A 25225-nucleotide genomic window follows, 5' to 3' on the forward strand; every position below is an offset into this window, starting at 1 on the left:
CATGGCGATAGACCCCGCTCCCCCGCTCGCCACCATCGCCGCCGCGCTGCGCCGCGAGCGCGAGCGGGCGGGCCTGTCGCTGACCGAGCTGGCCCGCCGCGCCGGGATCGCCAAGTCCACCCTGTCCCAGTTGGAGTCCGGCGCCGGCAACCCCAGCGTGGAGACGCTCTGGGCGCTCGGCGTCGCGCTGGACGTACCGTTCAGCCGCCTGGTCGAACCGCCCACCGCCGCCGTCCGGGTGGTACGCGCCGGGCAGGGGCCCCGGATCCGGTCCGAGCACGCCGACTTCTCGGCCACCCTGCTCGCCGCCGGAGCGCCGCACGCCCGCCGCGACGTCTACGTGATGGAGCTGGAACCCGGCGCGGTACGGATCGCCGAGGCGCACACCCCGCGCAGCGTCGAGCACGTCGTGGTCGCCGCCGGCCGGATGCGCGTCGGCCCGGAGGCCGACCCGGTCGAGCTGGGACCCGGCGACTACGCCGCCTTCCCCGGTGACATCCCGCACCGGTACGAGGCGCTGGCCCCCGGCACCTTCGCCGTACTCGTCATGGAGCACCCGTGACCGCTGACGTCTCGGCCGGCGCCCGGTAGAGCCGCGTCACCACCTCCTCGATGTCCGGCTCCACGATCGAGATGTCCCGCAGCGTGGTCAGGCCGGCCAGCCCGGCCACCACCTCGGCGACGCTCGCCCGCTCCAGCGCGAAGACCAGCCGCCGCCCGTCCGCCTCCACCCGCTGCACCGGGGCGCCGGGCAGCACCGGCGGCTCGGGCAGCGCCGCGTCCAGCTCGGCGACCACCATCCGGCGTGAGCCGTACCGGCGGTGCAGCTCGGCGATCGACCCGTCGTGCACCACCCGCCCGTGGTCGATCACCACGAGCCGCCGGCACAGCCGCTCGATGTCGGCCAGGTCGTGGGTGGTGAGCACGAGCGTGGTGTCCCCGGCCCGGCCCAGCTCGGCCAGGAAGCCGCGTACCGCCTGCTTGCTGACCACGTCCAGGCCGATCGTCGGCTCGTCCAGGAACAGCACCTCCGGGCCGTGCAGCAGCGCCGCGGTCAGCTCGCCGCGCATCCGCTGACCCAGCGAGAGCTGCCGGACCGGAGTGTCCAGGAACCCGTCCAGGTCGAGCAGTTCCCGGCAGCGCGCCAGCCGGGCCGCGTGCTCGCCGGCCGGCACCCGGTAGACGTGCCGCAGCAGGTCGAACGAGTCCCGCAGCGGCAGGTCCCACCAGAGCTGCGAGCGCTGCCCGAACACCACACCGATGCGCAGCGCCAGCCGGGTCCGGTCGGCCACCGGGCGCAGCCCGCACACCCGAGCCCGCCCCGCCGACGGCGTCAGCACGCCGGTGAGCATCTTCAGCGTGGTCGACTTCCCGGCGCCGTTCGGGCCGATGTAGCCGAGCATCTCGCCGCGCTCCACCCGCAGGTCGACCCCGTCGACGGCGGTCACCGTCCGCTTCTCGCGCCGCAGCGGCCCGGCCTTCACCCGGACCGTGAACTCCTTGCGCAGACCGTCCATCTCGATGACGCTCATGACCCCGTACTCCGGTAGTGACGGACCCCGACGCGCCAGGCCAGGGCGGCCAGCGCCGCGGCGACCACCGCGACGCCCGGCGCGGCCCAGCCCGTCCAGGACGGCAGGCCGAGCGGGTCGGCGCGGCCCAGCAGCGCCAGCGCCGGGTGGTAGCTGACGAAGGCGAACCCCATCCCGTACGCGAACAGCGCGCGGAACCACCCGCCGTACACGGTGACCGGGTACGAGGTGAAGTCGCGCCCGCCGTAGGTGACAGCGTTCGCCAGCTCACCCGAGTCGACCCAGTAGAACGACACGGTCGCGGTCAGCACGAAGACCGAGCCGAAGAAGACCACGGCGGCCAGCGGGGCGACCACCGCCAGCGCGACCCGCCCCGGCGTCCAGTCGATGCCGGCCGAGGCGAGCGCGAACAGCAGCACGGCGAGCCCGAACACGGCCCGGGACAGCTTGCGCAGCGGCAGGTCCATCAGCAGCAGTTGCGGCAGCGCACCGAGCGGGCGTACCAGCACGGCGTCGAAGAGGCCGGTGCGCACGTACCGGGGAAGCCGTTCGATGTTGCCGACCAGCAGGTCGGCGGCGGCGAAGCCGCACGACGACAGGCCGACCACGACGAGCGTCTCGCGCAGCGTGAAGCCGCCCAGCTCCCGCGTCACGCCGAAGATCACCAGGACGGTGACCACGTCGAACACGGTGGCGCCCACGTTCCCGACCAGGTCCACCACGAACGAGGTGCGGTACGACGCCTGCGACCGCGCCTGCGCACCGAGCAGCGCCCGGTACGCCCTCAGCTCAGCCAGGTCAGCCACCCTGGGCGCGCTGCCGCGCTCAGCCACCCTGGACCACCAGACGGCGTTCGGCGCGGCGCTGCACCAGCCGGCACAGCGCCAGCAGCAGCACCGCCCAGCCGGCCTGCACCGCGACCAGGGTGAGACCGGTGGCCATCGGCTCCCGCTCGACCAGCACGTCCAGCGGCACCTGGAGGATGCTGGGGAACGGCGTGGCGTACCGCAGGACCGTCTCCAGCGGGCCCGGCAGGAAGCCGAGCGGGAAGTAGAGCCCGGCCAGCACACCGGAGCCGAGCGTCCACAGGATCATCGGGCCCCGGACGTCCTGCAGCCAGTACGCGGTGGCGTTCACCAGGTAGCGGCAACCGAAGCAGACCACCACCGCGAGCAGCGCGGAGAGCAGGAACAGCGGCACCGTGGCCCAGTGCCGGGGCACGTACACGGCGAAGAAGAACGGGCCGACCACCAGCGGCGGCACCATCCGGACCAGCGACGCGAACCCGGCCCGGCCCAGGTCGGTGGCGAGGTAGCTGGTCACCGGGTGCACCGGCCGCAGCAGGTCGGCGGCCACCTCACCGGTACGGATCCGGTCGGCCAGATCGGTCCAGCCCCAGATGGCGATCACCGCGAGCAGTCCCTGACCGGCCCAGACGAACGTGGCGAGCTGCGCCCGGTCGTAGCCGGCCACGGTGCCCGCCGCGCCGGTGGCGGCGAGGAAGATGTAGCAGCGCAGGAAGCCGAACACGGTGTTCGTGCACAACCCCGCCACGGCCGCCTGACGGTAGGTCGCGTGCCGCCGGAACCCGGCCGCCGCGATCGCGCCGAATGTCCGAAACCATGGGGTAACGTGTGCGCCGGTGGGTGGTGCCACAGTGGCGGTGACCGAGCCCACGCCGTTACCCTCCTTCCGCAGCCACGACGTGCTGGACCGGGCGACTGTACCGGCATGTCCGGGCCCCAGCGCGAGAATTTCCAATGAGGTGACACCGCCGTGAGCGAGCGACGCGAGCCGGCCCCGGGGCCGTCCCGCGCGAGCGGCGGGAGGGGTTGCCGATGAGCGGCTGGGGCAGCTGGCGCGAGCCGGCCGAACCGGCCTGGGCCGCCGAGCCCACCCACGAATGGCAGCCGCAGTTCCCCGGGCAGCGCTACCCGGGTGACATCGGCATCGAGAACCTGACGCCGCGCCCCCGCGCCGTGGTCGGCCGGGCCGAGGTACGCCCGGTCAATCCCGCCGCCGACCCGGTCAGCCCGGCCGCTCCCCGTGACGCGTACCCGGTCAGCCCGGCCGGTCCACACGGCCCCTACCCGGTCAGCCCGGCTGCGCCGCACGACTCGTATCCCGTCAGCCCGGCCGGCCCGCACGGTACGCACCCGGTCAACCCGGCCGGGCCGCACGGCACGCATCCGGTCAGCCCGGCCGGTCCGCGCCGGGCCGATCCGGTCAGTCCGGCCGGCGCACATGGGCCATACCCCGTCAGTCCGGCCGGCGTTCACGGCACGTACCCCGTCAGTCCGGCCGATCCGTACGGCACGTACCCGACGAGTCCGGCGGGCCCGCGCGGGGCCGAGTCGAACGGTCCGGCGGCTTCCCGCGGGGCGTACCCGGCGGGTCGCGGCGGGTACGCACCGGACGACCGGCGTGGGCACCCGGACGGACCCGGCGCGGACGGACGGCGGCCCTGGCCGGAGGACCGGCATCGACCCGGACCGCCGGTGCCGCCCGAGCGTCTCGACCAACGCTGGACGCGCCCCGACGCCGCGCCGCGCCGGCCGTCCCAGCAAGGCTGGATGCCGGAGCCGAACGAGTTCCCGCACGCCGCCGAGCGCCGGGCCGATCGCCCGCACCCGGCCGACGGCCGGCCGGCCGCGTCGGGACAGCGGTGGGGTGCCGCGCCCGACGCGCGGCAGCCCGACCACTCCCCCACCGGGCGTCGCGAGTCTCCGTCCGACGGACGCCGTGGCGTCTTCCCGGACGACCGCCGGGAATCCCCGTCGGACGGACGGCGTGACCACGGCACCGGGCGCTCCGTCGACCGGCGCGACGGCACTGTGACTCCGCCGGTGCGGGACGCGGCGGGATGGGCCGGACCGGCGCGCGACGGCTGGCGCGAACCGCACCGTGACGGCCGGCGCGAGCCGGACCGGCGCCCTCCGGCGGACGGGCATGAGCCGGTGGACCGGCGGGAGCCGGTGGACGGCCGCGCGCCGGGCCGGGAGGCTGCCGCGTACTCCGAGGCCCAGCGTCGCGCGCCGGAGAACGGCCGGGCGCAGACCGAGCCCGACCGCTACGGCGCCTCGCGTCCCGCTGCCGACCAGCGGTGGCACGATCAGCGTCAACCGGCCGACCGCCCCCGCCCGCACCAGGGCGAGTGGCCGATCGTCGGGCCACGTTCCCGCCCGGAGGCGGATCCACGGCAGCCGGACGAACGCCGGCGCCCGACCACGGACCGGCCGGCGGCGCAGCGGTACCCGATACCGCCGTCCGAAGCCGCCCGCGCCGACGTACGCCACCCGGAGCAGGGCGGTTCCGGCCGTCCGGCCACCCGGCCGGCCGGCCCGGGCGACCAGCCCGACCTCGCCGGTTCCCGCGACGAGCCGCGCTCCCGGCCCTCCGCCACCCGGCCGCCCACCGCCCCGCCCCGCGCTGAGCCCGGCCGGCCGCAGCCGGACCTCACCGCCCGTCCCGAGGCCCATGCCCCGCAGTGGCCGGCACGCCCGGACGGGCACCGGCCGGGATCACCCGATCGGGGTCCGGCACCGCCGGCCGACCACCGTACGCCGCCGGCACCGTCGCACGACCGGCTGGCGGCGCCGGGCGATCCCCAGGCGGCACCGGGCGTACGCAGGCCGGCACCGTCGGATTCGCCCAGGTCCTCGCCGCCGGCGCAGTGGCCGGTACGGCCTGCCGCGCACCCGCCTGCCCCGGTCGGTGACGGCCGGGAGACGGCACCCGTCGAACCGGCCGCACACACGCGCCCCGACGCCCGTCCCCGGTTCAGCCCGGAACGACCCGGCCCCGTGCCGCCGCCGGCTGCGCCCGTCCGCCCCGGTGACGGCCCGGCCGTGCCCCGAACCGGCGACGCCCCACGACCCACGTCTCCTGCGCCGGGGTCCGGCGTGCCTGTCGCGGGCGCCCCGGCTCCCGGCACGGGCACCCCCGTGGCGCCGTCGGCAGACCGGAGCGAAGGCGCGACCCGGCCGGCACCACAGCAGGACCGGAGCGGCGATCGTCACGGCCCGCCTCCCGTCGATCGGGCGAACCCGGTTGCGGCCGCGTCGGCTCGTCCGGCACCGCCGGCCTACCCCGGCGCCACACCTGCCGGGGCGCCCGCCGACCAGTCGGCCGTACCCGCGCCGGCCGGTCCGACCGAGCCGGCCATGCCCACGCCCACCGACCCGGTGGAGCGCCAGGTCACCCCACCGGTTCCGATCGTCTCCCGACCCGCCGCCGAGGCGGGCGTAGCCAGCCGGCCCGAGGCCACTGTGGACGGCGCGGTCACGCCGGGCACTGTGGACGGCGCGGTCACGCCGGGCACGGCTGCCGATCGTCGTCAGTCCGAAGTAGCCGCCCTGCCCACACCGGCCACCGAGGCCGACCGCCAGGAGGGCGTCGTGGACGCCGCAACGACGGCCGGCACAGCACGGCGTGAGGCCGGGGAGACCACCGCCCGCACCGTCGAGCCGGCGGAACGGGCAGAGCACGGCCCGACGGACAAGACCTCCCCGGTCACGGCCTCCGGCGCCGAGGCGTGGTTCCGCCCGAACCAGCCCGTCCCCTCACCCTCGCAGAACGCGGAACCGTCAGAGATCTTGGAAGATTCCGGCCCTTCCGAGGGCCCTTTCGTACCAAGAGCTTCGACGGACGGGGCCGAGCCGGCGACCGGCGATGCCACGCGGGGGCCCGCCGACGTGGCGGTGCCGCCCGTCGGCGCAGCGGCCGGCCCCGTACCCACATCCACCGCTGGTGGGCCGACCGGCCCCGCCCCGGAGGCGACGACCGAGCCCGCGCCCACCACCGAGCCAACGCGCGTTTCCGCACCGGCCGCCGGCACACAGGTGGACGCCGCGACGACCACCGGTCCGGCGGCCGGGCACCCGCGCACGCCCGCCCGCGCCGTTGACGACGAGCAGGGCACGCCAGGCGGGGCGCCCACGGACCCTGGAAACGCAGACCTCGGCAACGCGCATCCCGGGGACGCTGACCGCGCACCGGCAGGCGGCACGCCGGTATCGGCCGACGCCGATCGTGCGGAGGTCACGCCCACCGCACCCGCAACCGGCGACAGTCCCGGCAGCACGGCGGATCCGGTCGACGCCGGCCACACCGACGTGACGCCGGCCCCGCAGGCGGCCGACGACGAACCCGCGCCCAGCCGCACCACGACCGGCGCCACCGCAACCGCCGAAGCCGACACCACGGGACCTGCCGAGGGCGGCCACACCGGCATCGCGCCCACCGAGCCCGCACCGGCAGACGAGCCTGCCACCGACACGGCCGAACCCGCCGGCACGCCGCAGGACACCCCGGTGACGCCCGCCGGGACGGCGACCGACGAGCCCGCCACCGAACCCGCCGAACCGGAGCACGACAGCGAGCCGGCAGCACGACCCGACCCGGCCGGCCGGACCGACGACGCGCCGTCTCCGCGTACCCCCGAACCGGCGGCGCCGCCCCCGGCGGACCCGGAGCAGGCCCTCGCCGCTGTCGCCTGGCGGCTGGACCCGCGGACGCTGCGCGAGGAGGCGCCCGATCCGGCGCGGCTGCGGGTCATCCGGGACGGGCTGACCGGCAAGCTGGACACGGCGCTCGACAACCGCAGCCGGGCCCGGCTGCTCAGCCTGCGCGCGGTGGCGTCCCGGGTCCTCGGTGACCTTGACGACGCGCTGGACGACGCGCGGCTGGCCGTCACGTACGCCGAGGCTACCGGCGAGTTCCGGCGGACCGCGCTGGCCCGCGCGCGGCTCGCCGAGGCGCTGCGGTGGCGGGGTGACCACGCGGAGGCGGACCGGTTGTTCGCCGAGGCGAACTCGCCGGAGCTGCCGGACCGGCTGCGCGCGCTGCTGCACGAGCACGCCGGGCGTTGCTGCTACGACCAGGGCCGGCTGACCGAGGCGTGCCTGCACTTCGAGCGGGCGCTGGACCTGCGTCACGGCGAGGACGCACAGCTCAACGCCCGGGTCGAGGTCGCGCTGGACGCGGTCGCCGAACGGGCCGCCGCCGACGGGTTCGGGCCCGCGCCGCGCCGGCCCGAGGAGGTGCTCGGCACGCCACGTCCGCCGGTGGCGACGTTCGACGAGGAACAGCGGCTCTGGGGGTACGCGGACGCCGACGGCGAGATGGTCATCGCGCACCGGTACGCCGAGGCGCAGCCGTTCCACGAGGGACTGGCCTGGGTACGGCGACCGGAGGCGTCCCGCTGGGCGCTGATCGACACGTCCGGCGCGGCGCTGATCGAGGCGAACAACGGCTACCGGTCGGTGCTGCCCTTCTCCGACGGGCTGTCCTGGGTGTCGATGGACGGCAAGAGCCGGTGGATGGCCGTCGACCGGATGAACATCGTGAAGATCCCGCCCGGCTACGAGGAGGCCCGGCCGTTCCGCAACGGCCTGGCGGCGGTACGGCAGAACGGCGGCTGGGGCGCGGTGGACCTCGCCGGCGAGGTGGTGGTGCCGACCCGCTACCACCGGATCGGCACGCCGCTGGCGGACGGGCGGGAGGCCGACGGGTTCACCGCCGACGGACTGGCGGTGGTCGAGCTGGCCGGCCGCCGGGGCGTGGTGGACCGGACCGGACGGGTGGTGGTGACGCCCGCGTACCCGACGGTGGTGGTGCACCCGGTGGCGTTCCTGTTCGCCGCCGAGTCGGGCCGGTGGGGGGCGCTGGACCGGCGCGGCGAGCCGCTCATCGACCCGGTGCACCCGGGCCGCTCGGCGGTGGTCGCGGAGATCGACAGACTGCTGGCCGACGCCAGCCCGGTGCTCTGACCCGGGCGGGTCTAGGGTCGGAGCATGGAATTCCGTCACCTGGGCCGCTCCGGCCTGATGGTCAGCGAGATCTCGTACGGCAACTGGATCACCCACGGCTCGCAGGTGGAGGAGGACGCGGCGGTCGCCTGCGTCCGGGCCGCCCTCGACAGCGGCATCACCACCTTCGACACCGCCGACGTGTACGCGGGCACCCGCGCCGAGTCGGTGCTCGGCCGCGCGCTCAAGGGCGAGCGTCGCGAAGGGCTGGAGATCTTCACCAAGGTCTACTGGCCGACCGGTCCCGGCCGCAACGACAGGGGTCTGTCCCGTAAGCACATCATGGAGTCGATCGACGGTTCGCTGCGTCGTCTCCAGACCGACCACGTGGACCTCTACCAGGCCCACCGCTACGACTACAGCACGCCGCTGGAGGAGACGATGGAGGCGTTCGCCGACGTCGTCCACTCCGGCAAGGCGCACTACATCGGCGTCTCCGAGTGGAAGGCGTCCCAGCTGCGCGAGGCGCACGCGCTGGCCCGCGAGCTGCGCATCCCGCTGATCTCGAACCAGCCGCAGTACTCGATGCTGTGGCGGGTCATCGAGACCGAGGTCGTCCCCACCAGCGAGGAGCTGGGCATCGGCCAGATCGTCTGGTCGCCGATGGCCCAGGGGGTGCTGTCCGGCAAGTACCTGCCGGGCCAGCCGCCGCCGGCCGGCTCCCGCGCCACCGACGAGAAGTCCGGGGCGGGGTTCATCGCCCGGTTCATGACCGACGACGTGCTCACCCGGGTGCAGCGGCTCAAGCCGCTGGCCGAGCAGGCCGGGCTGACCATGCCGCAGCTCGCCGTCGCGTGGGTGCTGCAGAACCCGAACGTCGCCTCGGCGATCGTCGGCGCGTCCCGGCCGGAGCAGGTGCACGACAACGTGAAGGCGGCGGGCGTGAAGCTCGACGCCGACCTGCTCAAGGCGATCGACGAGATCGTCGAGCCGGTCACCGAGCGGGACCCGGCGAAGACCGAGAGCCCGGCCCAGCGCCCGTGACGTCGCGTCGTTCCCGGGCCGGTTCGCGCCGGCCCGGGGACGACCGGGCCGGCTACTCCCAGAAGCGGATCAGGGCGTAGCCGATCTGGTACAGCTCGCGCGGCAGGCCGAGCGCGTCGCCGACCGCGAAGACCGCGCCGAAGAACACCCTGTTGATCTGCGGGCTCCACAGCAGCGCGAACAGCAGGATGAAGCCGTACGGGGCGAACAGGTCGTACATCCGCCGGTAGGCGGGACTGAGCCAGGGCTGGAGCATGTTGCCGCCGTCCAGGCCCGGCACCGGCAGCAGGTTGAGCACGCTGGCGGTGAGCTGGAGGAACGCGAGCAGTCCGACGCCGGCCCAGAACTCCAGCGGCCCGCCCAGTTCCGGCCCCCACGCCACGGCCGCCACCAGCACCAGCGTGAACAGCACGTTCGTGGCGGGCCCGGCCAGGCTGACGAGCGTGTGCCGCAGCCGGCCGGGGATGGAGTGCCGGTCGACCCAGACCGCGCCGCCGGGCAGGCCGATGCCGCCGAGCAGCACCACGACGACCGGCAGCACGATGGACAGCAGCGGGCTGGTGTACTTCAGCGGGTTGAGCGTGAGATAGCCGCGGTGCGCGATGTCCCGGTCGCCGGCCCGGTACGCGACCACGGCGTGCGCGTACTCGTGCAGGCAGAGCGAGACCAGCCAGCCGGAGACGACGAAGAGGAACACGTCGAAGCCGACGTTGCCGTACCGGTTCCAGGTCATCACCCCGGAGGCGACGAAGAGCGCCACCAGGGCCAGGAAGATCGGGCTCGGCCGGAACGCCGCCCGGGGCACGCCGAGGACCAGCGGCTCACCCGGGCGGTCGTAGCCGGTCATTCGGCCGGGGGTTGCAGGCTCATCCGGTAGTCCACCCGGTCGTCCTCGACGAGCACGACTGTGGTGACGCCGGATGCCGCGAGCTCCCGCCAGGTCTGGCCGATCCACGACTCGGCGTCCGCCTGGCTCGTGAACGATTCGGCGGGTCCGTCGACCGCGTCGCCGTTCGTGCCCTCGTACCGCCAGCTCCACGCCATGCCGCGTCTCCCCTCGCCGCCGTCGTCCCGCAGGACGCCAAACCTCCGCAAGCCTAGTCGCCCGCCCACGACGCTTCACCCCTCGACCGGCGCGGGCCGACGCGCGGGTGCCCGCAAGGTTCGGCCGTCACCAACGGGGTATCCACGCCCGACGTCGTCAGCGAGGGAGGACACCATGCGGCCGTTGCGGGAGATGGACACCGAGGAGGTGCGGGCGATGGCGGTACGCGGCGGCATCGAGGCGGCCCACGAGATGGACCGGGAGGAGCTGCTCGACGCGCTCCTCGCCCGCCCCGGCGAGGGAGCCTGGCAGGAGGATCCGAAGCCGGTTGACGTGAATCCCAACGACTATCGCTTCGAGGCCCCCGAGCGCCGACCGCGATGAGCCACCTCTCACTGCCCCGCCCGGGCGGCGGCATCTAAGGTACGGGGCATGTCCGTTGACGGGTGGCACACCCTCCTCGTGCTCGGCGGTATCCGCTCCGGCAAGTCCGAGTTCGCCGAGTCACTGGTCGCCGACGCGCCCACGGTCCGGTACGTGGCCACCGCCCCCGCCGGGGACCCGGAGGACACCGAGTGGGCGACCCGCCTCGCGGCGCACCGCGCCCGCCGGCCGGGAAGCTGGACCACCGAGGAGACGGCCGCGAACCCGGGCCGGCTGGTCGAGGTGATCGCCACCGCCGGACCGAACGAGACGCTGCTCGTGGACGACCTGGGCGGCTGGGTGACGGTGCTGCTCGACCCGGCCCACCAGCCGGCCGACGACACCGCCACGATCACCGAGCTGGCCACGGCGGTGCGCTCCACCGCGGCCCGGGTGGTGCTGGTCAGCCCGGAGGTGGGCCTGTCCCTGGTGCCCACCACGCCGCTGGGCCGGGCGTTCACCGACGCGCTCGGCGCGACGAACCGCGCGGTCGCCGACGCCTGCGACGCGGTCGCGCTCGTGGTCGCCGGGCAGACCGCGTGGCTCAAGCCGGCCACCCCGGCGCACGCCGTGCCGCCCGCCGCCACGTCGCCCGAGGCCGCGTCGATCCGCACCGCGCCGACCGGGGCCACCACGAACCAGACCGTGTCGGCCCAGGCCGTACCGGCCGACCTCGGTGCCGGGGACGTGACGCTGCCCGAGGTGCTCACCCCCGCCGCCGCCCCGGTGCCCGCACCGGCCACCCCCGAAGCACCGGATACCGGCGACTGGGCCGCACCGACCATGGCGCTGCCGATGATCGCCACCGGCCTGGTCATCCAGCCGGGCATGGAACTGCCGATGCCCGACGACTACACCGGGCCGCAGGCCGTCGACCGGCTCGCCACCCTCGACCTCCCCGGCGCCGGCCTCGGCGTGCTGGAACAGGTGGTCGGTTTCGCCGCCGCCACCCAGGGCACCTCGACGCCGCGTCCGTGGGACTCGGTTCGCGTACTTCTGATTCAGGGCGACCACGCGGGCGGCGCGTCGGCCGGCGCGACGCCCGGTGAGTCGGGCCGCCGCGCCCGGCAGGCCCGCGCCGGCCGGGGCGCGCTGGCCCGGCTCGCCGCCGAGAACCGCGCCGGCCTCCAGATAGTCGAGGCGCCCGCCTCGGCGCCGATCGAGGACGGTCCGGCGCTGTCCGCCGACGAGGTGGAGGCGGCGCTGCGCTACGGCTGGCGGCTCGCCGAGCAGGCTGCCGACGCGGGCGTGCGGTTGCTGGTCCTCGCCGCGTGCGGTGCGGGCGCCGAGACCGCCGCCGCGGCGGTGCTCGCGGCCACCGCGGGCGCGGAGCCGCCGACGGTGCTCGGCCGGGTGATAACCGAGCAGGGCGAGATCGACGACGCCGCCTGGATGGTCCGCTGCGCGGCGGTGCGGGACGCGCTGCACCGCACCCGGCGCTCCGCCCGCGAGGCCAAGGACGTGCTGGCCGAGCTGGGCGGCGGCGACATCGCGCTGGCCACCGGCGTGCTGCTGGGCGCCACCGCCCGCAAGGTACCGGTGCTGCTGGACGGTCCGGTGGGCACCGCCGCCGCCATGGTCAGCCGCGACCTGGCCGGCCAGGCCCGGCACTGGTGCCTGCTGCCCGACCACGGCGGCCGTCCGGGCGTACGCCTCGCCGCCGACGTGCTCGGCCTGACCCCGCTGGTGGACCTGCGGCTCGACCTGGGCGAGGGGGCGACCGCGCTGGCCGCGCTGCCGCTGCTGCGCTCCGCGCTGACGCTCGCCGCCACGCTGCCGGTGCACCCGTCGCTGGGCGGCCCCGACGACGACAGCGACACCGGCACCGACGACGGCCGGACCGACGACGACGAACCGGACTTCGCCGAGCCGGAGCCGGCCGGCCCGGGCCCGGCCACGACCGGGTCCGACGAACCGGTCTCCCCCGGCCGACGTGCCGACTGAGGCACGGCTCGCCGACGGCATCCGGCTGGCGCTCACCACGTTCACCACCGCACCGGTACGCGCCGGACGCGTCGACCGGGCCGCCGCGGGCACCGCGATGGCGCTCGCCCCGCTGGTCGGGGCGCTGCTCGGCGCCGTACTCGGCGGGGTGCTGCTGCTCACCGGCGCGCTCGCGCCACCACTCGTCGCCGCCGTGGTCACCGTGGGACTGGGCGCGCTGCTCACCCGGGGCCTGCACCTGGACGGGCTGGCCGACACCGTGGACGCACTCGGCTCGTACCGGCGCGGGCCGGCCGCGCTGGAGATCATGAAGCAGCCGGACGTCGGCCCGTTCGGGGTGGTCGCGCTGGTGGTCGTACTCCTGCTCCAGAGCGCGGTGCTCGCGGAGCTGGCCGGCCGGGGGGCGCTCGCCGCGTTCGCCGCCGTGGTCGCGGCCACCGCGGCCGGGCGGCTCGCCGTCGGCCTGGCCTGCCGGCGCGGCGTGCCGGCGGCCCGGCCCGAGGGCCTGGGCGCGCTGGTCGCAGGCACGCTCGGGTGGGGCGCGCCGGCGCTCGGCGCGCTCGCCGTCGCGCTGGCGGCCGTGCCCGCCGTCCCGGACCGTCCGTGGCAGGGGCCGCTCGCCGTGCTCGGCGCGCTCGCCGTCGCGGCCGGGCTGCTCCGGCACCTGGTACGCCGCTTCGGCGGCATCACCGGCGACGTGCTCGGGGCGCTCGTGGAGGTCGTCACCACGCTGTCCTACCTGGGACTGGTGCTGACCGGCTGAGCGTGACCGGTCCGGGCGGGTAGCGTTCGGGGCGAGTGCACCGGCGCGGTCGAGGGGGACGGCATGCTCATCACGGACGACTTCCTGCCGGTACCGGTGCCCGAGTCGCTCGACGCGACCTACCTGGTGCCGATCACCGGGCTGCCGAAGGTGAGCCCGAAGACGGCTGTGGAAGGGCTGGCCGGACGGCTCGCCGAGCCGGTGCACGGGCTGGCCCGGCAGATGCTCGACAGCCCGCTGATGACCGTTGACACCCGTACCGTCGACGAGTTCCCCGAGCTGCCGCCGGACCTGCTCACCGCGTTCGGCGCCACCGAGGAGCAGCTCGCCCGGCTGGCCGCCGCCACCCACCTGGTGGTGGTGCAGGCCGAGTACCGGCCGGGCTGGCCGCCCGCGCACGAGTGGGCGGCCCGCGCGGTGGCCGCGGCGGTCGCCGAGACGGTCGGCGGGGACGTGGTGGACGTCTTCGGGCTCCAGTTCCTCGACCCGGCCACGGCGTTGCGTTCCCTGCCCGACGAGCAGGGCCGGATCCGGCTCGTCGACTGGGTGCTGGTGCCCTACTCCTCCGACGCCGACGGGTTGTGGTTCACCACGAAGGGGCTGCGCCGGTTCGGGCTGCTGGAGTTGCAGGCCCAGGGCGTGCCGGACCACCTGACCCGGGCGTGGGGCGCGGTGATGACGGGCGCGGCCCGGCGGTTGCTGCGGGACTGGACCGACGGGCTCACCGGCGAGGAGGTGCCGGCGTTCGTGCAGCTGCCGGTGCTGGCCACGGTGACCGGGCACGACATCGCCGTCGCGTACGGCAATCCGGAGCAGCACGGCGCGACCGCGCCGGTGCTGCTGCGGCTGGAACTGGACCCGGCCACCGACCCGGACGCGGACTCGTTCCTGAGCCTCAGCCCGCCGCCCGGGCATCCGGGGCCGCCCGGCCGCTACTTCGCCGCCGCCTGCGCGACGCTGTTCAACGGCATCCAGCCGGACGTGCGCTACACCCGCACCGGTGACGCGATGAGCCGCGCGGTGGAGACCGCCCGCGCGGCGCTCGGCGACATCCGGGCCCGGTTCCTGGCCGGGCGGCTGCCCGACGAGAGCCAGCTCGTGGTCAAGTACGGGCTGCCCGGCGACGACGGCCCCGAGTACGTCTGGGCCGGGGTGACCTCGTGGGACACGCCGGAACGGATCGTCGCGGCCAGCGCCAGCGACGCCAACACCGACCCGAGCGTGCGGATCGGCTCGCCCGTGGTGGTGGAGGCGTCGGACGTGGTCGACTGGGCGGTGCTGGACGGCACCGGCGTGCTGGAGGGCGGCTGGACGCAGGCGGTCCTCGACGCCGGGGAGCGCGGCGAGGGCTGACCCGCGCTGCTCAGCGCACCGACGGCTCGACGAACGGCGGCCTGGTCAGGCGCATCCGGGCCCGGCGGCCCCGGATGTCCACCTCCAGATCGTCCCCGTCGGGCAGCTTCGGGTCGGTGTCGACCAGCGCCAGCGCGATGCCGTGCTTGAGCGTCGGGCTGAACGTGCCGCTGGTGACGGTGCCGACCCGCCGGTCGCCCGCGTACACGGCCATGCCGGGTCGCGGGATGGCCCGGTCGACGGCGGCGAGGCCGCGCAGCGTACGGGCCGGGCCGGCGGCCTTCTCGGCGCGCAGCGCGTCGCGGCCCCAGAACGCCGGCTTGTCCCAGCCCACCGCCCAGCCGGAACGGCCCTGCACCGGGGTGATCTCCGGGGAGAGGTCCTGTCCGTGCAGCGGGTAGCCCATCTCGGTGCGCAGCGTGTCCCGGGCGGCCAGGCCGCAGGCGCGTACGTCGCCTGCCGCCGCGAAGAGCGCGTCCCAGACGGCGACCGCGTGCTCGGACGCCACGACCAGCTCGAAGCCCAGCTCGCCGGTGTAGCCGGTGCGGCAGACGGTCAGCTCCACACCGTCCAGCGTGGCGGTGGAGAAGCTCATGTAGTCGTGCCCGGTGGGCAGCCCGAGCGCGCCCAGCAGGTCGGCGGAGCGCGGCCCCTGGACGGCGAGCACCGCGTACGCCTCGTGCTCGTCGGTGACGGTGACGCCCTCGGGCGCGGCGGCGCGCAACCGGCGGGCGACCTCGGCGGTGTTCGCGGCGTTGGGGATCAGGAAGACGTGGTCGTCGGCGTGCAGGTAGGCGATGATGTCGTCCACCACGCCGCCGGTCGCGTCGTCGCAGCAGAGCGTGTACTGCGCCTGGCCGGGGCCGATCCGGCCGAGGTCGTTGCTGAGGCAGGCGTTGACGAAGTCCGCGGCGCCCGGCCCGGTGACCCGGATCTTGCCCAGGTGGGAGACGTCGAACACGCCGACGCCCTCGCGGACGGCCGTGTGTTCCTTGAGCACGCCGCCACCGGCGTACTCGAGCGGCATCTGCCAGCCCCCGAAGGGGGCGAACTTCGCGCCGAGCGCGGTGTGCCGCTCGTGCAGCGGGGAGCGGCGCAGCCGGGTCTCGGCGGCGTCGGAGGTCACCTCGGTCATGGGTGGCAACTTACCGGCCGGGGCCGCTGTGGATAGCATCGGCGGGATCCCGTCGGCACGCATCGGCGGGACAGCCACGCCTCCCGGCGGGTAGGTTGCCGCCGGAGACACCTTCATCGCCGGTACGCGACGACGCGGCCGGCCCGGCCCGCCCGGAGTAGCTTTCGTGACATCGCCCCGCACCACCCTCAGCCTGGTCGACACCGACCCCGCCGAACTCGCCGTCGACGCGATCGTGATCGGCGTGCACAGCCAGACCACGGAGCCGGGCAGCGGCGCACCCGCCCGCGCCCTGCTGCTGGCCACCGGCGGGGAGAGCATCGCCGCCGCGTTCGACGGAAAGCTGACCGAGACGCTGGCCCTGCTGGGCGCGACCGGTGGCCCGGGCGAGGTGATCAAGCTGGCCACGCTGGGCACGGTGACCGCGCCGCTGGTCGTGGCGGTCGGCCTCGGCCCCGAGCCGTCGGGCGCCGCTCCGGCGCCGGAGTCGCTGCGCCGGGCCGCCGGCGCGGCGGTGCGGGCGCTGGCCGGCGCCTCGCGCGTCGCCCTGGCCCTGCCGCTGCCCGACGACGCCGACGCCCCGGCCGCGCTGCGCGCGGTCGCCGAGGGCGCGCTGCTGGGCGGCTACCGGTTCGCCGGCTACAAGACCAAGCCGCAGCCGGCCCGGCGGGAGCCGGTGGCCGAGGTGCTGGTGGCGGTGCCGGACGCGGCCGACGCGACCGCGCAGGCCGAGGTCGCGCGGGCGCAGGCGGTGGCCGGCGCGGTGCGGACCAGCCGGGACTGGGTGAACACCGCGCCGAACGAGCTGCGTCCCCCGGCGTTCGCCGACGTCGTCTCCGCCGCCGCCCGCGAGGCGGGGCTGGAGGTCGAGGTGCTGGACGAGGCGGCGCTGGCCGCCGGCGGCTACGGCGGCATCCTGGCCGTCGGGCAGGGCTCCGAGGCCCCGCCGCGGCTGGTGAAGCTCACCTACACCCCCGAGGGCGGCGGCAACGGCAAGCGGGTCGCGCTGGTCGGCAAGGGCATCACGTTCGACACCGGCGGCATCTCGATCAAGCCGGCGCAGGGCATGTGGGAGATGAAGTCGGACATGGCCGGCGCGGCGGCGGTGGGCGCGGCCATGCTGGCGGTCGCGGCGCTGAAGCCGTCGGTCACGGTCACCGGCTACCTGCCGATGGCGGAGAACATGCCGTCGGGCACCAGCTACCGGCCGGGCGACGTGATCAGCATGTTCAACGGCAAGAAGGTGGAGGTGCTCAACACCGACGCCGAGGGCCGCATGGTGCTTGCCGACGCGATGGCGCGGGCCTGCGCGGACGGCGCGGACTACCTGTTCGAGACCTCGACGCTGACCGGCGGGCAGGTGATCGCGCTGGGCAAGCGGATCGCCGGCGTGATGGGCACCCCGGAGCTGTGCGAGCGGGTGCGGTTGGCCGGTGACGCGACCGGCGAGCCGGCCTGGCCGATGCCGCTGCCGGACGACGTGCGCAAGGGCATGGAGTCCGACGTCGCGGACATCTCGCAGGTGAACGCCGGGATGGACCGGGCCGGGCACATGCTCCAGGGCGGCGTGTTCCTGCGCGAGTTCGTCACCGACGACGTGGCGTGGGCGCACATCGACATCGCCGGTCCGGGCTACCACTCGGGCGAGGCGACCGGCTACTGGACCAAGGGCGGCACCGGCGTGCCGGTGCGTACGCTCGTGCACCTGGTCGAGGACGTCGCCACCAACGGCTGACGTGTAAGGAAGGGCCCCTTCTTAACGCCTCGCGTCGTAGAAGGGGCCCTTTTTAACACCCGCGTCAGAACAGCTCGGGGCGGCGCTTGCGGCGCTCGTTGTAGTCGCGCATGCGCTGCGGGTAGCCCATCAGCCGCACGTCGTAGATCGGGATGGCGATCCGGTGCGCCCACCGGCGGGCCTCGTCCGGCCCGCCGACGCGGCGCCGGGTCCACTCGCCGTCGTCGGCGATCAGCATGATCGTGGTCTCGGTGACAGTCGTCCGGGGCTCGATGTACGCCTCGACACCCTTGCGGGTCCGGACGAAATTCTCCAAATGATCCAGATCGGCGCGGTCGGCAGCGCGATCGCGGCTCGCCGGGGCCGCCCGCTTGCGTCGTCGGAACAGCCCCACCGAATCCACTCCTCCCCCACGCGTGATCGAAGACGGTGCCAAGGGTACGTGTCACCGACGTGTCGTTGGGCACCTCGGTACGCGCCCGGTCCGTGGTGGTGACAAGATGACCGAGGTGGGGTGTGCCTGTTACTCCGCCGTAACCCCCGATGCAGTGACGCGACCTGGGAGTTGGATGTGAGCGAGCCGAACGACACGACCTTCGACATCGTCATCCTCGGAGGTGGTAGCGGCGGCTACGCGGCGGCGCTGCGTGCCGCCCAGCTGGACCTCTCCGTCGCCCTCATCGAGAAGGGCAAGCTCGGCGGGACCTGCCTGCACAACGGGTGCATCCCGACCAAGGCGCTGCTGCACGCCGCCGAGATCGCCGACCAGACCCGCGAGTCCGAGCAGTTCGGCGTGAAGGCCGAGCTGGTGGGCATCGACATCAAGGCGGTCAACTCGTACAAGGACGGCGTGATCTCCCGCCTGTACAAGGGCCTGCAGGGCCTGGTGGGCAGCAGCAAGAAGATCACCTTCGTGGCCGGCGAGGGCAAGCTGGTCGGCAAGAACGTGGTCGAGGTCGACGGCAAGCGCTACACCGGCCGCAACGTCGTGCTGGCCTCCGGCTCGTACGCGAAGACGCTGCCCGGCCTGGAGGTCGACGGTGAGCGGATCATCACCAGCGACCACGCGCTCACCATGGACCGCATCCCGTCTTCGGCGATCGTGCTCGGCGGCGGCGTGATCGGCGTCGAGTTCGCCAGCGTCTGGAAGTCCTTCGGCGTGGACGTGACCATCGTCGAGGCGCTGCCCCGCCTGGTCGCCGCCGAGGACGAGGAGTCGTCGAAGGCGCTGGAGCGGGCGTTCCGCAAGCGGAAGATCAACTTCAAGGTCGGCAAGCCGTTCGAGAAGGTCGAGAAGACCGACAAGGGCGTGAAGCTGACCATCTCCGGCGGCGACACGGTCGAGGCCGAGCTGCTGCTGGTCGCCGTGGGCCGCGGCCCGAACACCGCCGGCCTCGGCTACGAGGAGCAGGGCGTCAAGACGGACCGCGGCTACGTGCTGACCGACGAGCGGCTGCGCACCAGCGTGCCGAACGTCTACGCGGTCGGCGACATCGTGCCCGGCCTGCAGCTCGCGCACCGCGGCTTCCAGCAGGGCATCTTCGTCGCCGAAGAGATCGCCGGGAAGAACCCGGCCGTCATCGACGAGGCCGGCATCCCGCGCGTCACCTACTGCGACCCGGAGCTGGCGTCGGTCGGCCTGACCGAGGCGAAGGCCAAGGAGCAGTACGGCGCCGACAAGGTCAAGACCTACAACTACAACCTGGGCGGCAACGGCAAGAGCCAGATCCTCAAGACCGCCGGCCACGTGAAGCTGGTCCGGGTGGACGACGGCCCGGTGGTCGGCGTGCACATGGTCGGCGCCCGGGTCGGTGAGCTGATCGGCGAGGCGCAGCTCATCTACAACTGGGAGGCGTACCCGGCCGAGGTGGCGCAGCTCGTGCACGCCCACCCGACGCAGAACGAGGCTCTGGGCGAGGCGCACCTGGCCCTGGCCGGCAAGCCGCTGCACGCGCACGCCTGACACGACAACCGCGGCGTCCGGCGACGGGCGATGATCCCACCAGGGGAATGAAGGAGTCTGGAGAACATGCCGGTATCGGTCACCATGCCCCGGCTCGGCGAGAGCGTCACCGAGGGCACCGTCACGCGCTGGCTCAAGCAGGAGGGTGACACCGTCGAGGTCGACGAGCCCCTGCTCGAGGTGTCGACCGACAAGGTCGACACCGAGATCCCGTCCCCCGCGGCGGGCGTGCTGAGCCGGATCGTGGTCGGCGAGGACGAGACCGCCGAGGTCGGCAGCGAGCTGGCGGTCATCGCCGGCGAGGGCGAGGACGCCGGCGCGGCGCCCACCCAGGAGGCCGAGCCGGCCACCGAGCCGACGGCCGCCGCCGAGGGCACCGGCCCCGAGCCGGAGCAGGCCGAGGAGGCCGACGAGGCCGCCGCCGAGCCAGGCGCCGAGGCCGAGCAGCCGGCCGTCGAGGAGCCGGCCGAGGCCGCCGCGCCGTCGGGCGAGGGCACGCCGGTAACCATGCCGGCCCTGGGCGAGAGCGTCACCGAGGGAACTGTCACCCGCTGGCTCAAGCAGGTCGGCGAGACCGTCGAGGTGGACGAGCCGCTGCTGGAGGTCTCCACCGACAAGGTCGACACCGAGATCCCGTCGCCGGTCGCCGGCACCCTGCAGGAGATCAAGGTCGCCGAGGACGAGACCGCCGACGTCGGCGCCGTGCTGGCGATCGTCGGGGTGGCCGGCGCCGCGCCCGCGAAGGCGGAGCCGAAGCCCGAGCCCAAGCCGGAGCCGAAGGCCGAGGCGAAGCCCGCGCCCAAGGCCGAGCCGAAGCCGGAGCCGAAGGTCGAGGAGCCCACCCCTGGCGCGTCCTACAACGAGCCGGCCGCCGAGGCGGAGCAGTCCGCCCAGCCGGTCAAGGCCGAGGAGGCCGCGCAGCCGGCAGCGCCGGCCGCCGCGCAGCGCCGGAGCGTTCCGGCCGAGCACGGCGAGGACGCCGCCGGGTACGTGACGCCGCTGGTGCGCAAGCTCGCCGCCGAGCACGGCGTGGACCTGGGCTCGCTCAAGGGCACCGGCGTGGGTGGCCGCATCCGCAAGCAGGACGTGCTGGAGGCGGCCGAGAAGGCGAAGGCCGCCAAGCCCGCGCCGGCCGCCGCCGCTGCCCCGTCCGCACCGGCCCCGGCCCAGCCGGCTGCCAAGCCGGAGCCGAGCGTCAAGCGGGGCACCACGGAGAAGCTGCCGCGGATCCGTTCGATCATCGCCAAGCGTCTCCAGCAGTCCCTGCACGAGACGGCGCAGCTGACCACCGTCGTCGAGGTCGACGTCACCAAGGTCGCCAAGCTGCGGGCGCGGGCCAAGGACTCGTTCCAGGCCAAGCACGGCGTGAAGCTGTCCTTCCTGCCGTTCTTCGCGGTGGCCGCGATCGAGGCGCTCCAGACGTACCCGATCATCCAGGCCAGCATGGACCTGGACGGCGGGACGATCACCTACCCGGGCGCCGAGCACCTGGGCATCGCGGTGGACACCGAGCGCGGGCTGCTCACGCCGGTCATCCACAACGCCGGTGACCTGAACATGGGTGGCCTGGCCAAGCGGATCGCCGACCTGGCCGAGCGCACCCGGGCCAACAAGATCACCCCGGACGAGATGGCCGGGGCGACGTTCACGCTCACAAACACCGGCAGCCGGGGCGCGCTGTTCGACACCCCGATCGTGCCGTCGCCGCAGTCGGCGATGCTCGGCACGGGTGCCGTGGTGAAGCGCCCGGTCGTGGTGAACGACGCGGAGCTGGGCGAGGTCGTGGCGATCCGGTCGATGGTCTACCTGGCTCTGTCGTACGACCACCGGCTGATCGACGGCGCCGACGCGGCCCGCTTCCTCACCGCGGTGAAGGAGCGGCTGGAGGGCGGCAACTTCGAGGCCGAGCTGGGTCTGTAGATCCGAGACGGATCGAGGGGCGCGCGGCGACACGCCGCGCGCCCCTTCTCGTGCCGGGACGGGTTACGCCGCCGGCCGGGCTGACCGGAATCGCCCCGCGGCCCGGACGCGCGCTGACAGACTCGGCCGGTGGGCTCGTACGGGTGGCGGGGACGCCTGGGGCCGGCCGTGCCGGTGGCCCCGGGCGCCCGGGTCGACCGGTTCGAGATCTTCTTCGACCTGGTCTTCGTCTTCTCGTTCTTCATCATCACCCGGGCCACCGCGCTCCAGGTGACCGGCGGGGCGCTGCTGCACGCGCTGCTGGTCCTCGCCGTGCTCTGGTGGTCGTGGGTGGTGCACAGCGTGGTCGCCACCCGGGTACGCCTCGGCGAGGGCTTCGTCCCGGTACTCATGACGGTCGGCATGGCCGCGCTGTTCACGTTCGCGCTGTCGCTGCCGAACGCGTTCCGCGACCCGCGCGGCAACGCGGCCGGGCCGATGGTCGCGGCGCTCAGCTACACCGTCCTGCGGCTGGTGCACCTGCTGCTCTACCGGCACGCCGTCCGGGACAGCCCGAACGAGCGCCGGCAGCTGATCCGGTTCGCCCCCGAGGTGGTCGGCAGCACCGCGCTGCTGCTGGTCGCCGCACTGCTGCCGCCGAGGATCGACGACCTGTTCTCGGCGGCCGTGCTCCGGGACGTGCTGTGGGGCGCCGCCATCCTGCTCCAGTACGGCACCGGCATACTCGCCGGCACCTGGGGCTGGGGCGTCGCGTCGGCCGAACACTGGACCGAGCGGTACGACCTCATCCTGATCATCGCGCTGGGCGAGTCGGTCATCTCGGTCGGCGTGGGCAGCAACCTGCTCGGGCAGCCGCCCACCTGGCCGGCCGTGACGGCGTCGGTGCTCGGCATCTTCTTCACCGCCGCGCTCTGGTGGGCGCACTACGACATGGTCGGGCCGGCCGCCCGGATCGCGTTGCACGCCGCGCAGGACGGCCCCCGGGTGGCGATGGCCCGGGACGCGTACGCGTACCTGTTCCTGCCCATGATCGCGGGCATCATCCTGTTCGCGCTCGGCGCCGAGACGATCGTGCACGACATCGCCGACCCGAACGTGCCGCCGAGCGAGCCGGCACACGGTCCCGGCGTGCCGCTGCTGTTCGGCGGCGTCATCTGCTACCTATGCGGCAACATGCTGTTCCAGCTGCGTACCCTGCACACGCTGAGCTGGACCCGGGTCGGCACGGCGCTGCTGCTCGGCGTGACCATCCCGGTCGCGGAGCGGGTGCCGGGGCTGGCGGCGCTGGGCCTGCTGACGGCCGTCACGGTGGGCATGGTGGCCGTCGAGGTGATCGTCTTCGCCGAGGGCCGGCACGCGCTGCGGAAGCTGGTGTTCGAGGAACGCGCCAGCCACGAGGCGCACGAGGCGGCCTGGCGGGCCCGCTGGCACGACCGGCCCGACGAGGGCGAGTGAACCCCGGTGCCCGGCTGTTAAGAAGGGGCCCTTTCACCTCCTCAGGCGTTAAGAAGGGGCCCTTCCTTACGGTTCGGCCGTCGGCAGAATCGGCGCGCGCGGGCTGGCCCGCGGCCCGGCGCGCGCCGATGCTGGGGCGATGGCGACCTTTTCCGTACAGGCCCAACCCACAGACGCGGCGAGCTGGACCGAGCTGGCCCGTACCGTCGAGGCGGCCGGCTTCGACGCGCTGTTCGCGGCCGACCACCCCGGCTCCTGCGCGTCGCCGTTCGTCGCGCTGGCCGCCGCCGCGGCGGTGACCAGCACGCTGGGCCTGGGCTCGTACGTCTCCAACGCCGGCGTCCGGGAGCCGATCCTGCTCGCCGCCGACGTGGCCACCCTGGACGTGGTCTCCGGCGGGCGGGCCCGGCTCGGCGTCGGCGCGGGCCACACGCCGGCCGAGTGGCGGGCCGTCGGGCGCGAGCGCCCGGACGTCGCCGGCCGGGTCCGCCGCTGCGTCGAGGTGACCGAGGCGGTACGGGCGCTGCTGGCCGGCGACGAGGTCACCGTGGACACCGAGGAGTTGACCGCGTACGCGGCACGTCTCGACCGGCCACGGCCGGTGCGGGACCGGATCCCGCTGACCGTCGGCGCCTCCAACTCGACGTTGCTGCGCTGGGCCGGCAGGCACGCCGACGTGGTCGGCCTGGCCGGCCTGGGCCGGACGCTGCCCGACGGCCACCAGCACACCGTCCGTTGGCGGGCCGACCAGATCGAGGCGCAGCTCGCGCAGGTGGCGGCCGGTGCGGCTGGCCGGGAGACGCCGCCGGTCCTGGAGGCGCTGGTCCAGCACGTCGCCGTGACCGACGACGCCGAGGCGGCCGCCGCCGGCACGGCCGCCGAGACCGGGCTCACCCCGGCGGAGGTGCTGGCCACCCCGTTCGTGCTAGCCGGCACGCCCGACGAGATCGTCTCGGCGGTGGCCGGGCACCGGCGCCGCTGGGGCGTCACCCGTTTCGTGGTACGCGCCGGAGCCGTCGACGCGCTCGCCCCGATCCTGCCCCGGCTGGCGGGAAAAGAGCTGGACTTCGAGCCCACTCGAACGTGAACACTGTGGCGCATGACGACGACACGACGGCTGGGCCGCAGCGGCATCGAGGTCAGCGCGATCGGCATGGGCTGCTGGGCGATCGGCGGCCCGCTCTGGGACGGCAGCCAACCGCTCGGCTGGGGTGAGGTGGACGACGACGAGTCGGTGCGTACCGTGCACCGGGCCCTCGACCTGGGCGCGACGCTGTTCGACACGTCCAGCAACTACGGCGCGGGGCACAGCGAACGGGTGTTGGGGCGCGCGCTCGCCGGCCGCCGGGACCGGGCGGTCATCGCCACCAAGTTCGGCTACCCCACCGACGAGGAGACCCGCCAGGCGCTCGGCGAGGACGCCAGCGCCGAGTACGCGCGGCGCAGCCTGGAGGGTTCGCTGCGCCGGCTCGGCACCGACCACGTCGACCTCTACCAGCTCCACCTGGGCGGCCTGCCGGTGCCGCGGGCGATCGACCTTGTCGGCACACTGGAGGATCTGGTCGCCGAGGGCAAGATCCGGGCGTACGGCTGGAGCACCGACGACCCCGCCTCGGCGCGCGCTTTCGCCGAGGCCGGACCGCACTGCGCGGCGATCCAGCACGACCAGTCGGTGCTGCGGGACAACGCCGCGATGCTCGCGGTGTGCGCGGAGTTCGACCTGGCCGCCCTGAACCGGGGGCCACTGGCGATGGGCCTGCTCACCGCGAAGTACCAGGACGCGCCGGCCGCCCGGGGCGGCGACGACGTGCGCGGCGTGGCACCGGAGTGGCTGGACTGGTTCACCGGCGGCGTACCGCGCGCCGAGTGGGCGCAGCGGGTGGCCCGGGTCCGCGAGGCGCTGACCTCCGACGGCCGGAGCCTCGCCCAGGGCGCGCTGGGCTGGCTGCTCGCGCGCAGCCCGCACACGCTGCCGATCCCCGGCTGCCGGACCGTGGCGCAGGCCGAGGAGAACATCGGCGCGCTGGCGTACGGGCCGTTGCCGGAGGCGGCCTTCGCCGAGGTGGAACGTCTGCTCGCCGACCTGCGCACCGCCCCGGCCGACGCCTGACCCGCCCGAACAACTACTGCGCACGCGGGTGTGACGAGTGAGTGATTTCGCTCC

General features: G+C 74.7%; 21 protein-coding genes. 13 read left to right on the top strand and 8 right to left on the bottom strand.

The annotated features are described in order from the left end of the window. Position 1: 1 nt before the first annotated feature. Positions 2 to 562: an XRE family transcriptional regulator gene (locus tag AB0B20_RS10205; protein WP_357380592.1), complete on the top strand. Its 561-nt coding sequence runs from the start codon at positions 2 to 4 to the stop codon at positions 560 to 562. Here the strand turns inward: AB0B20_RS10205 and AB0B20_RS10210 are convergent. The 4 genes from AB0B20_RS10210 to AB0B20_RS10225 all read right to left on the bottom strand — a co-directional run bounded on the left by AB0B20_RS10210 (position 546) and on the right by AB0B20_RS10225 (position 5853). Beyond that, positions 546 to 1532, bottom strand: coding sequence for an ATP-binding cassette domain-containing protein (locus tag AB0B20_RS10210; protein WP_357380590.1), 987 nt, complete (start codon positions 1530 to 1532; stop codon positions 546 to 548). The two genes, AB0B20_RS10205 and AB0B20_RS10210, sit on opposite strands and share 17 nt — an antisense overlap. Next, positions 1529 to 2329 carry an ABC-2 family transporter protein gene (locus AB0B20_RS10215; RefSeq protein WP_357469742.1) on the bottom strand — a complete coding sequence of 267 codons (801 nt, stop codon included), beginning with the start codon at positions 2327 to 2329 and terminating at the stop codon, positions 1529 to 1531. The genes AB0B20_RS10210 and AB0B20_RS10215 overlap by 4 nt, the downstream gene beginning before the upstream one ends. Positions 2330 to 2357: 28 nt before the next feature. Further along, on the bottom strand, positions 2358 to 3209 hold the full coding sequence (locus AB0B20_RS10220; protein ID WP_357380588.1) for an ABC-2 family transporter protein: 852 nt from the start codon (positions 3207 to 3209) through the stop codon (positions 2358 to 2360). A 2407-nt stretch (positions 3210 to 5616) separates the two neighbouring features. Next, entirely contained in the window at positions 5617 to 5853 is a 237-nt protein-coding gene (locus tag AB0B20_RS10225; protein ID WP_357469693.1) for a hypothetical protein, read from the bottom strand. A 793-nt stretch (positions 5854 to 6646) separates the two neighbouring features. Here AB0B20_RS10225 and AB0B20_RS10230 point away from each other — a divergent pair. Together AB0B20_RS10230 and AB0B20_RS10235 are read left to right on the top strand one after the other, a co-directional pair. Further along, positions 6647 to 8302: a WG repeat-containing protein gene (locus AB0B20_RS10230; protein WP_357469696.1), complete on the top strand. Its 1656-nt coding sequence runs from the start codon at positions 6647 to 6649 to the stop codon at positions 8300 to 8302. Between the two features lie 24 nt (positions 8303 to 8326). Continuing rightward, positions 8327 to 9325, top strand: a complete 999-nt coding sequence (locus AB0B20_RS10235; protein ID WP_357380582.1) for an aldo/keto reductase family protein — start codon at positions 8327 to 8329, stop codon at positions 9323 to 9325. Positions 9326 to 9377: 52 nt separating this feature from the next. Here AB0B20_RS10235 and AB0B20_RS10240 read toward each other — a convergent pair whose 3' ends face one another. Continuing rightward, complete coding sequence (locus AB0B20_RS10240) at positions 9378 to 10172, bottom strand: site-2 protease family protein (RefSeq protein ID WP_357380580.1); 795 nt, start codon at positions 10170 to 10172, stop codon at positions 9378 to 9380. Continuing rightward, positions 10169 to 10369, bottom strand: a complete 201-nt coding sequence (locus AB0B20_RS10245) for a hypothetical protein (protein ID WP_120568738.1) — start codon at positions 10367 to 10369, stop codon at positions 10169 to 10171. The genes AB0B20_RS10240 and AB0B20_RS10245 overlap by 4 nt, the downstream gene beginning before the upstream one ends. A gap of 175 nt (positions 10370 to 10544) precedes the next feature. Between AB0B20_RS10245 and AB0B20_RS10250 the strand changes: the two genes are divergently transcribed. The 4 genes from AB0B20_RS10250 to AB0B20_RS10265 all read left to right on the top strand — a co-directional run bounded on the left by AB0B20_RS10250 (position 10545) and on the right by AB0B20_RS10265 (position 14853). Beyond that, positions 10545 to 10754 (top strand): hypothetical protein, encoded by a 210-nt coding sequence (locus tag AB0B20_RS10250; RefSeq protein ID WP_030500114.1) that lies wholly within the window; start codon positions 10545 to 10547, stop codon positions 10752 to 10754. 48 nt (positions 10755 to 10802) lie between these two features. Then, the gene (locus AB0B20_RS10255) at positions 10803 to 12737 is read left to right on the top strand and encodes a bifunctional adenosylcobinamide kinase/adenosylcobinamide-phosphate guanylyltransferase (RefSeq protein ID WP_357469699.1); all 1935 of its coding nucleotides are present in this window, start codon (positions 10803 to 10805) and stop codon (positions 12735 to 12737) included. Continuing rightward, entirely contained in the window at positions 12727 to 13500 is a 774-nt protein-coding gene (gene cobS, locus AB0B20_RS10260; RefSeq protein ID WP_357380575.1) for an adenosylcobinamide-GDP ribazoletransferase, read from the top strand. Before AB0B20_RS10255 ends, cobS begins: the two co-directional genes overlap by 11 nt. 63 nt (positions 13501 to 13563) lie before the next feature. Further along, positions 13564 to 14853, top strand: a complete 1290-nt coding sequence (locus tag AB0B20_RS10265; protein WP_357380573.1) for a DUF2314 domain-containing protein — start codon at positions 13564 to 13566, stop codon at positions 14851 to 14853. A gap of 10 nt (positions 14854 to 14863) precedes the next feature. Here AB0B20_RS10265 and gcvT read toward each other — a convergent pair whose 3' ends face one another. Continuing rightward, positions 14864 to 15988, bottom strand: a complete 1125-nt coding sequence (gcvT, locus tag AB0B20_RS10270) for a glycine cleavage system aminomethyltransferase GcvT (protein WP_357469702.1) — start codon at positions 15986 to 15988, stop codon at positions 14864 to 14866. A gap of 166 nt (positions 15989 to 16154) precedes the next feature. Here gcvT and AB0B20_RS10275 point away from each other — a divergent pair, with 166 nt between their 5' ends. Continuing rightward, positions 16155 to 17723 carry a leucyl aminopeptidase gene (locus AB0B20_RS10275; RefSeq protein ID WP_357380569.1) on the top strand — a complete coding sequence of 523 codons (1569 nt, stop codon included), beginning with the start codon at positions 16155 to 16157 and terminating at the stop codon, positions 17721 to 17723. A 64-nt stretch (positions 17724 to 17787) separates the two neighbouring features. On the opposite strand, the gene AB0B20_RS10280 is transcribed toward AB0B20_RS10275, so the two are convergent. Beyond that, on the bottom strand, positions 17788 to 18117 hold the full coding sequence (locus AB0B20_RS10280) for a hypothetical protein (protein WP_013287729.1): 330 nt from the start codon (positions 18115 to 18117) through the stop codon (positions 17788 to 17790). Between the two features lie 177 nt (positions 18118 to 18294). Between AB0B20_RS10280 and lpdA the strand changes: the two genes are divergently transcribed. The 5 genes from lpdA to AB0B20_RS10305 all read left to right on the top strand — a co-directional run bounded on the left by lpdA (position 18295) and on the right by AB0B20_RS10305 (position 25171). Next, complete coding sequence (gene lpdA, locus AB0B20_RS10285; RefSeq protein WP_357469705.1) at positions 18295 to 19686, top strand: dihydrolipoyl dehydrogenase; 1392 nt, start codon at positions 18295 to 18297, stop codon at positions 19684 to 19686. Positions 19687 to 19752: 66 nt separating this feature from the next. Continuing rightward, entirely contained in the window at positions 19753 to 21606 is a 1854-nt protein-coding gene (sucB, locus tag AB0B20_RS10290; RefSeq protein ID WP_357380565.1) for a 2-oxoglutarate dehydrogenase, E2 component, dihydrolipoamide succinyltransferase, read from the top strand. A gap of 129 nt (positions 21607 to 21735) precedes the next feature. Further along, a complete protein-coding gene (locus AB0B20_RS10295; protein WP_357469708.1) occupies positions 21736 to 23061 on the top strand; it encodes a low temperature requirement protein A in 1326 nt (441 codons plus the stop codon). Positions 23062 to 23200: 139 nt separating this feature from the next. Then, entirely contained in the window at positions 23201 to 24148 is a 948-nt protein-coding gene (locus AB0B20_RS10300) for a TIGR03621 family F420-dependent LLM class oxidoreductase (RefSeq protein WP_357469711.1), read from the top strand. 12 nt (positions 24149 to 24160) lie between these two features. Next, positions 24161 to 25171, top strand: coding sequence for an aldo/keto reductase (locus tag AB0B20_RS10305; RefSeq protein ID WP_357380559.1), 1011 nt, complete (start codon positions 24161 to 24163; stop codon positions 25169 to 25171). The last annotated feature ends 54 nt before the right edge of the window (positions 25172 to 25225 follow it).

Source organism: Micromonospora sp. NPDC049151 (genome assembly GCF_040648395.1).
Taxonomy (GTDB): Bacteria; Actinomycetota; Actinomycetes; order Mycobacteriales; family Micromonosporaceae; genus Micromonospora.

Coding starts and splice junctions, on each gene's coding strand:
- AB0B20_RS10205 (WP_357380592.1), top strand. CDS start 2: ATGGCGATAGACCCCGCTCCCCCGCTCGCCACCATCGCCGCCGCGCTG.
- AB0B20_RS10210 (WP_357380590.1), bottom strand. CDS start 1,532: ATGAGCGTCATCGAGATGGACGGTCTGCGCAAGGAGTTCACGGTCCGG.
- AB0B20_RS10235 (WP_357380582.1), top strand. CDS start 8,327: ATGGAATTCCGTCACCTGGGCCGCTCCGGCCTGATGGTCAGCGAGATC.
- AB0B20_RS10240 (WP_357380580.1), bottom strand. CDS start 10,172: ATGACCGGCTACGACCGCCCGGGTGAGCCGCTGGTCCTCGGCGTGCCC.
- AB0B20_RS10245 (WP_120568738.1), bottom strand. CDS start 10,369: ATGGCGTGGAGCTGGCGGTACGAGGGCACGAACGGCGACGCGGTCGAC.
- AB0B20_RS10250 (WP_030500114.1), top strand. CDS start 10,545: ATGCGGCCGTTGCGGGAGATGGACACCGAGGAGGTGCGGGCGATGGCG.
- AB0B20_RS10255 (WP_357469699.1), top strand. CDS start 10,803: ATGTCCGTTGACGGGTGGCACACCCTCCTCGTGCTCGGCGGTATCCGC.
- AB0B20_RS10265 (WP_357380573.1), top strand. CDS start 13,564: ATGCTCATCACGGACGACTTCCTGCCGGTACCGGTGCCCGAGTCGCTC.
- gcvT (WP_357469702.1), bottom strand. CDS start 15,988: ATGACCGAGGTGACCTCCGACGCCGCCGAGACCCGGCTGCGCCGCTCC.
- sucB (WP_357380565.1), top strand. CDS start 19,753: ATGCCGGTATCGGTCACCATGCCCCGGCTCGGCGAGAGCGTCACCGAG.
- AB0B20_RS10300 (WP_357469711.1), top strand. CDS start 23,201: ATGGCGACCTTTTCCGTACAGGCCCAACCCACAGACGCGGCGAGCTGG.
- AB0B20_RS10305 (WP_357380559.1), top strand. CDS start 24,161: ATGACGACGACACGACGGCTGGGCCGCAGCGGCATCGAGGTCAGCGCG.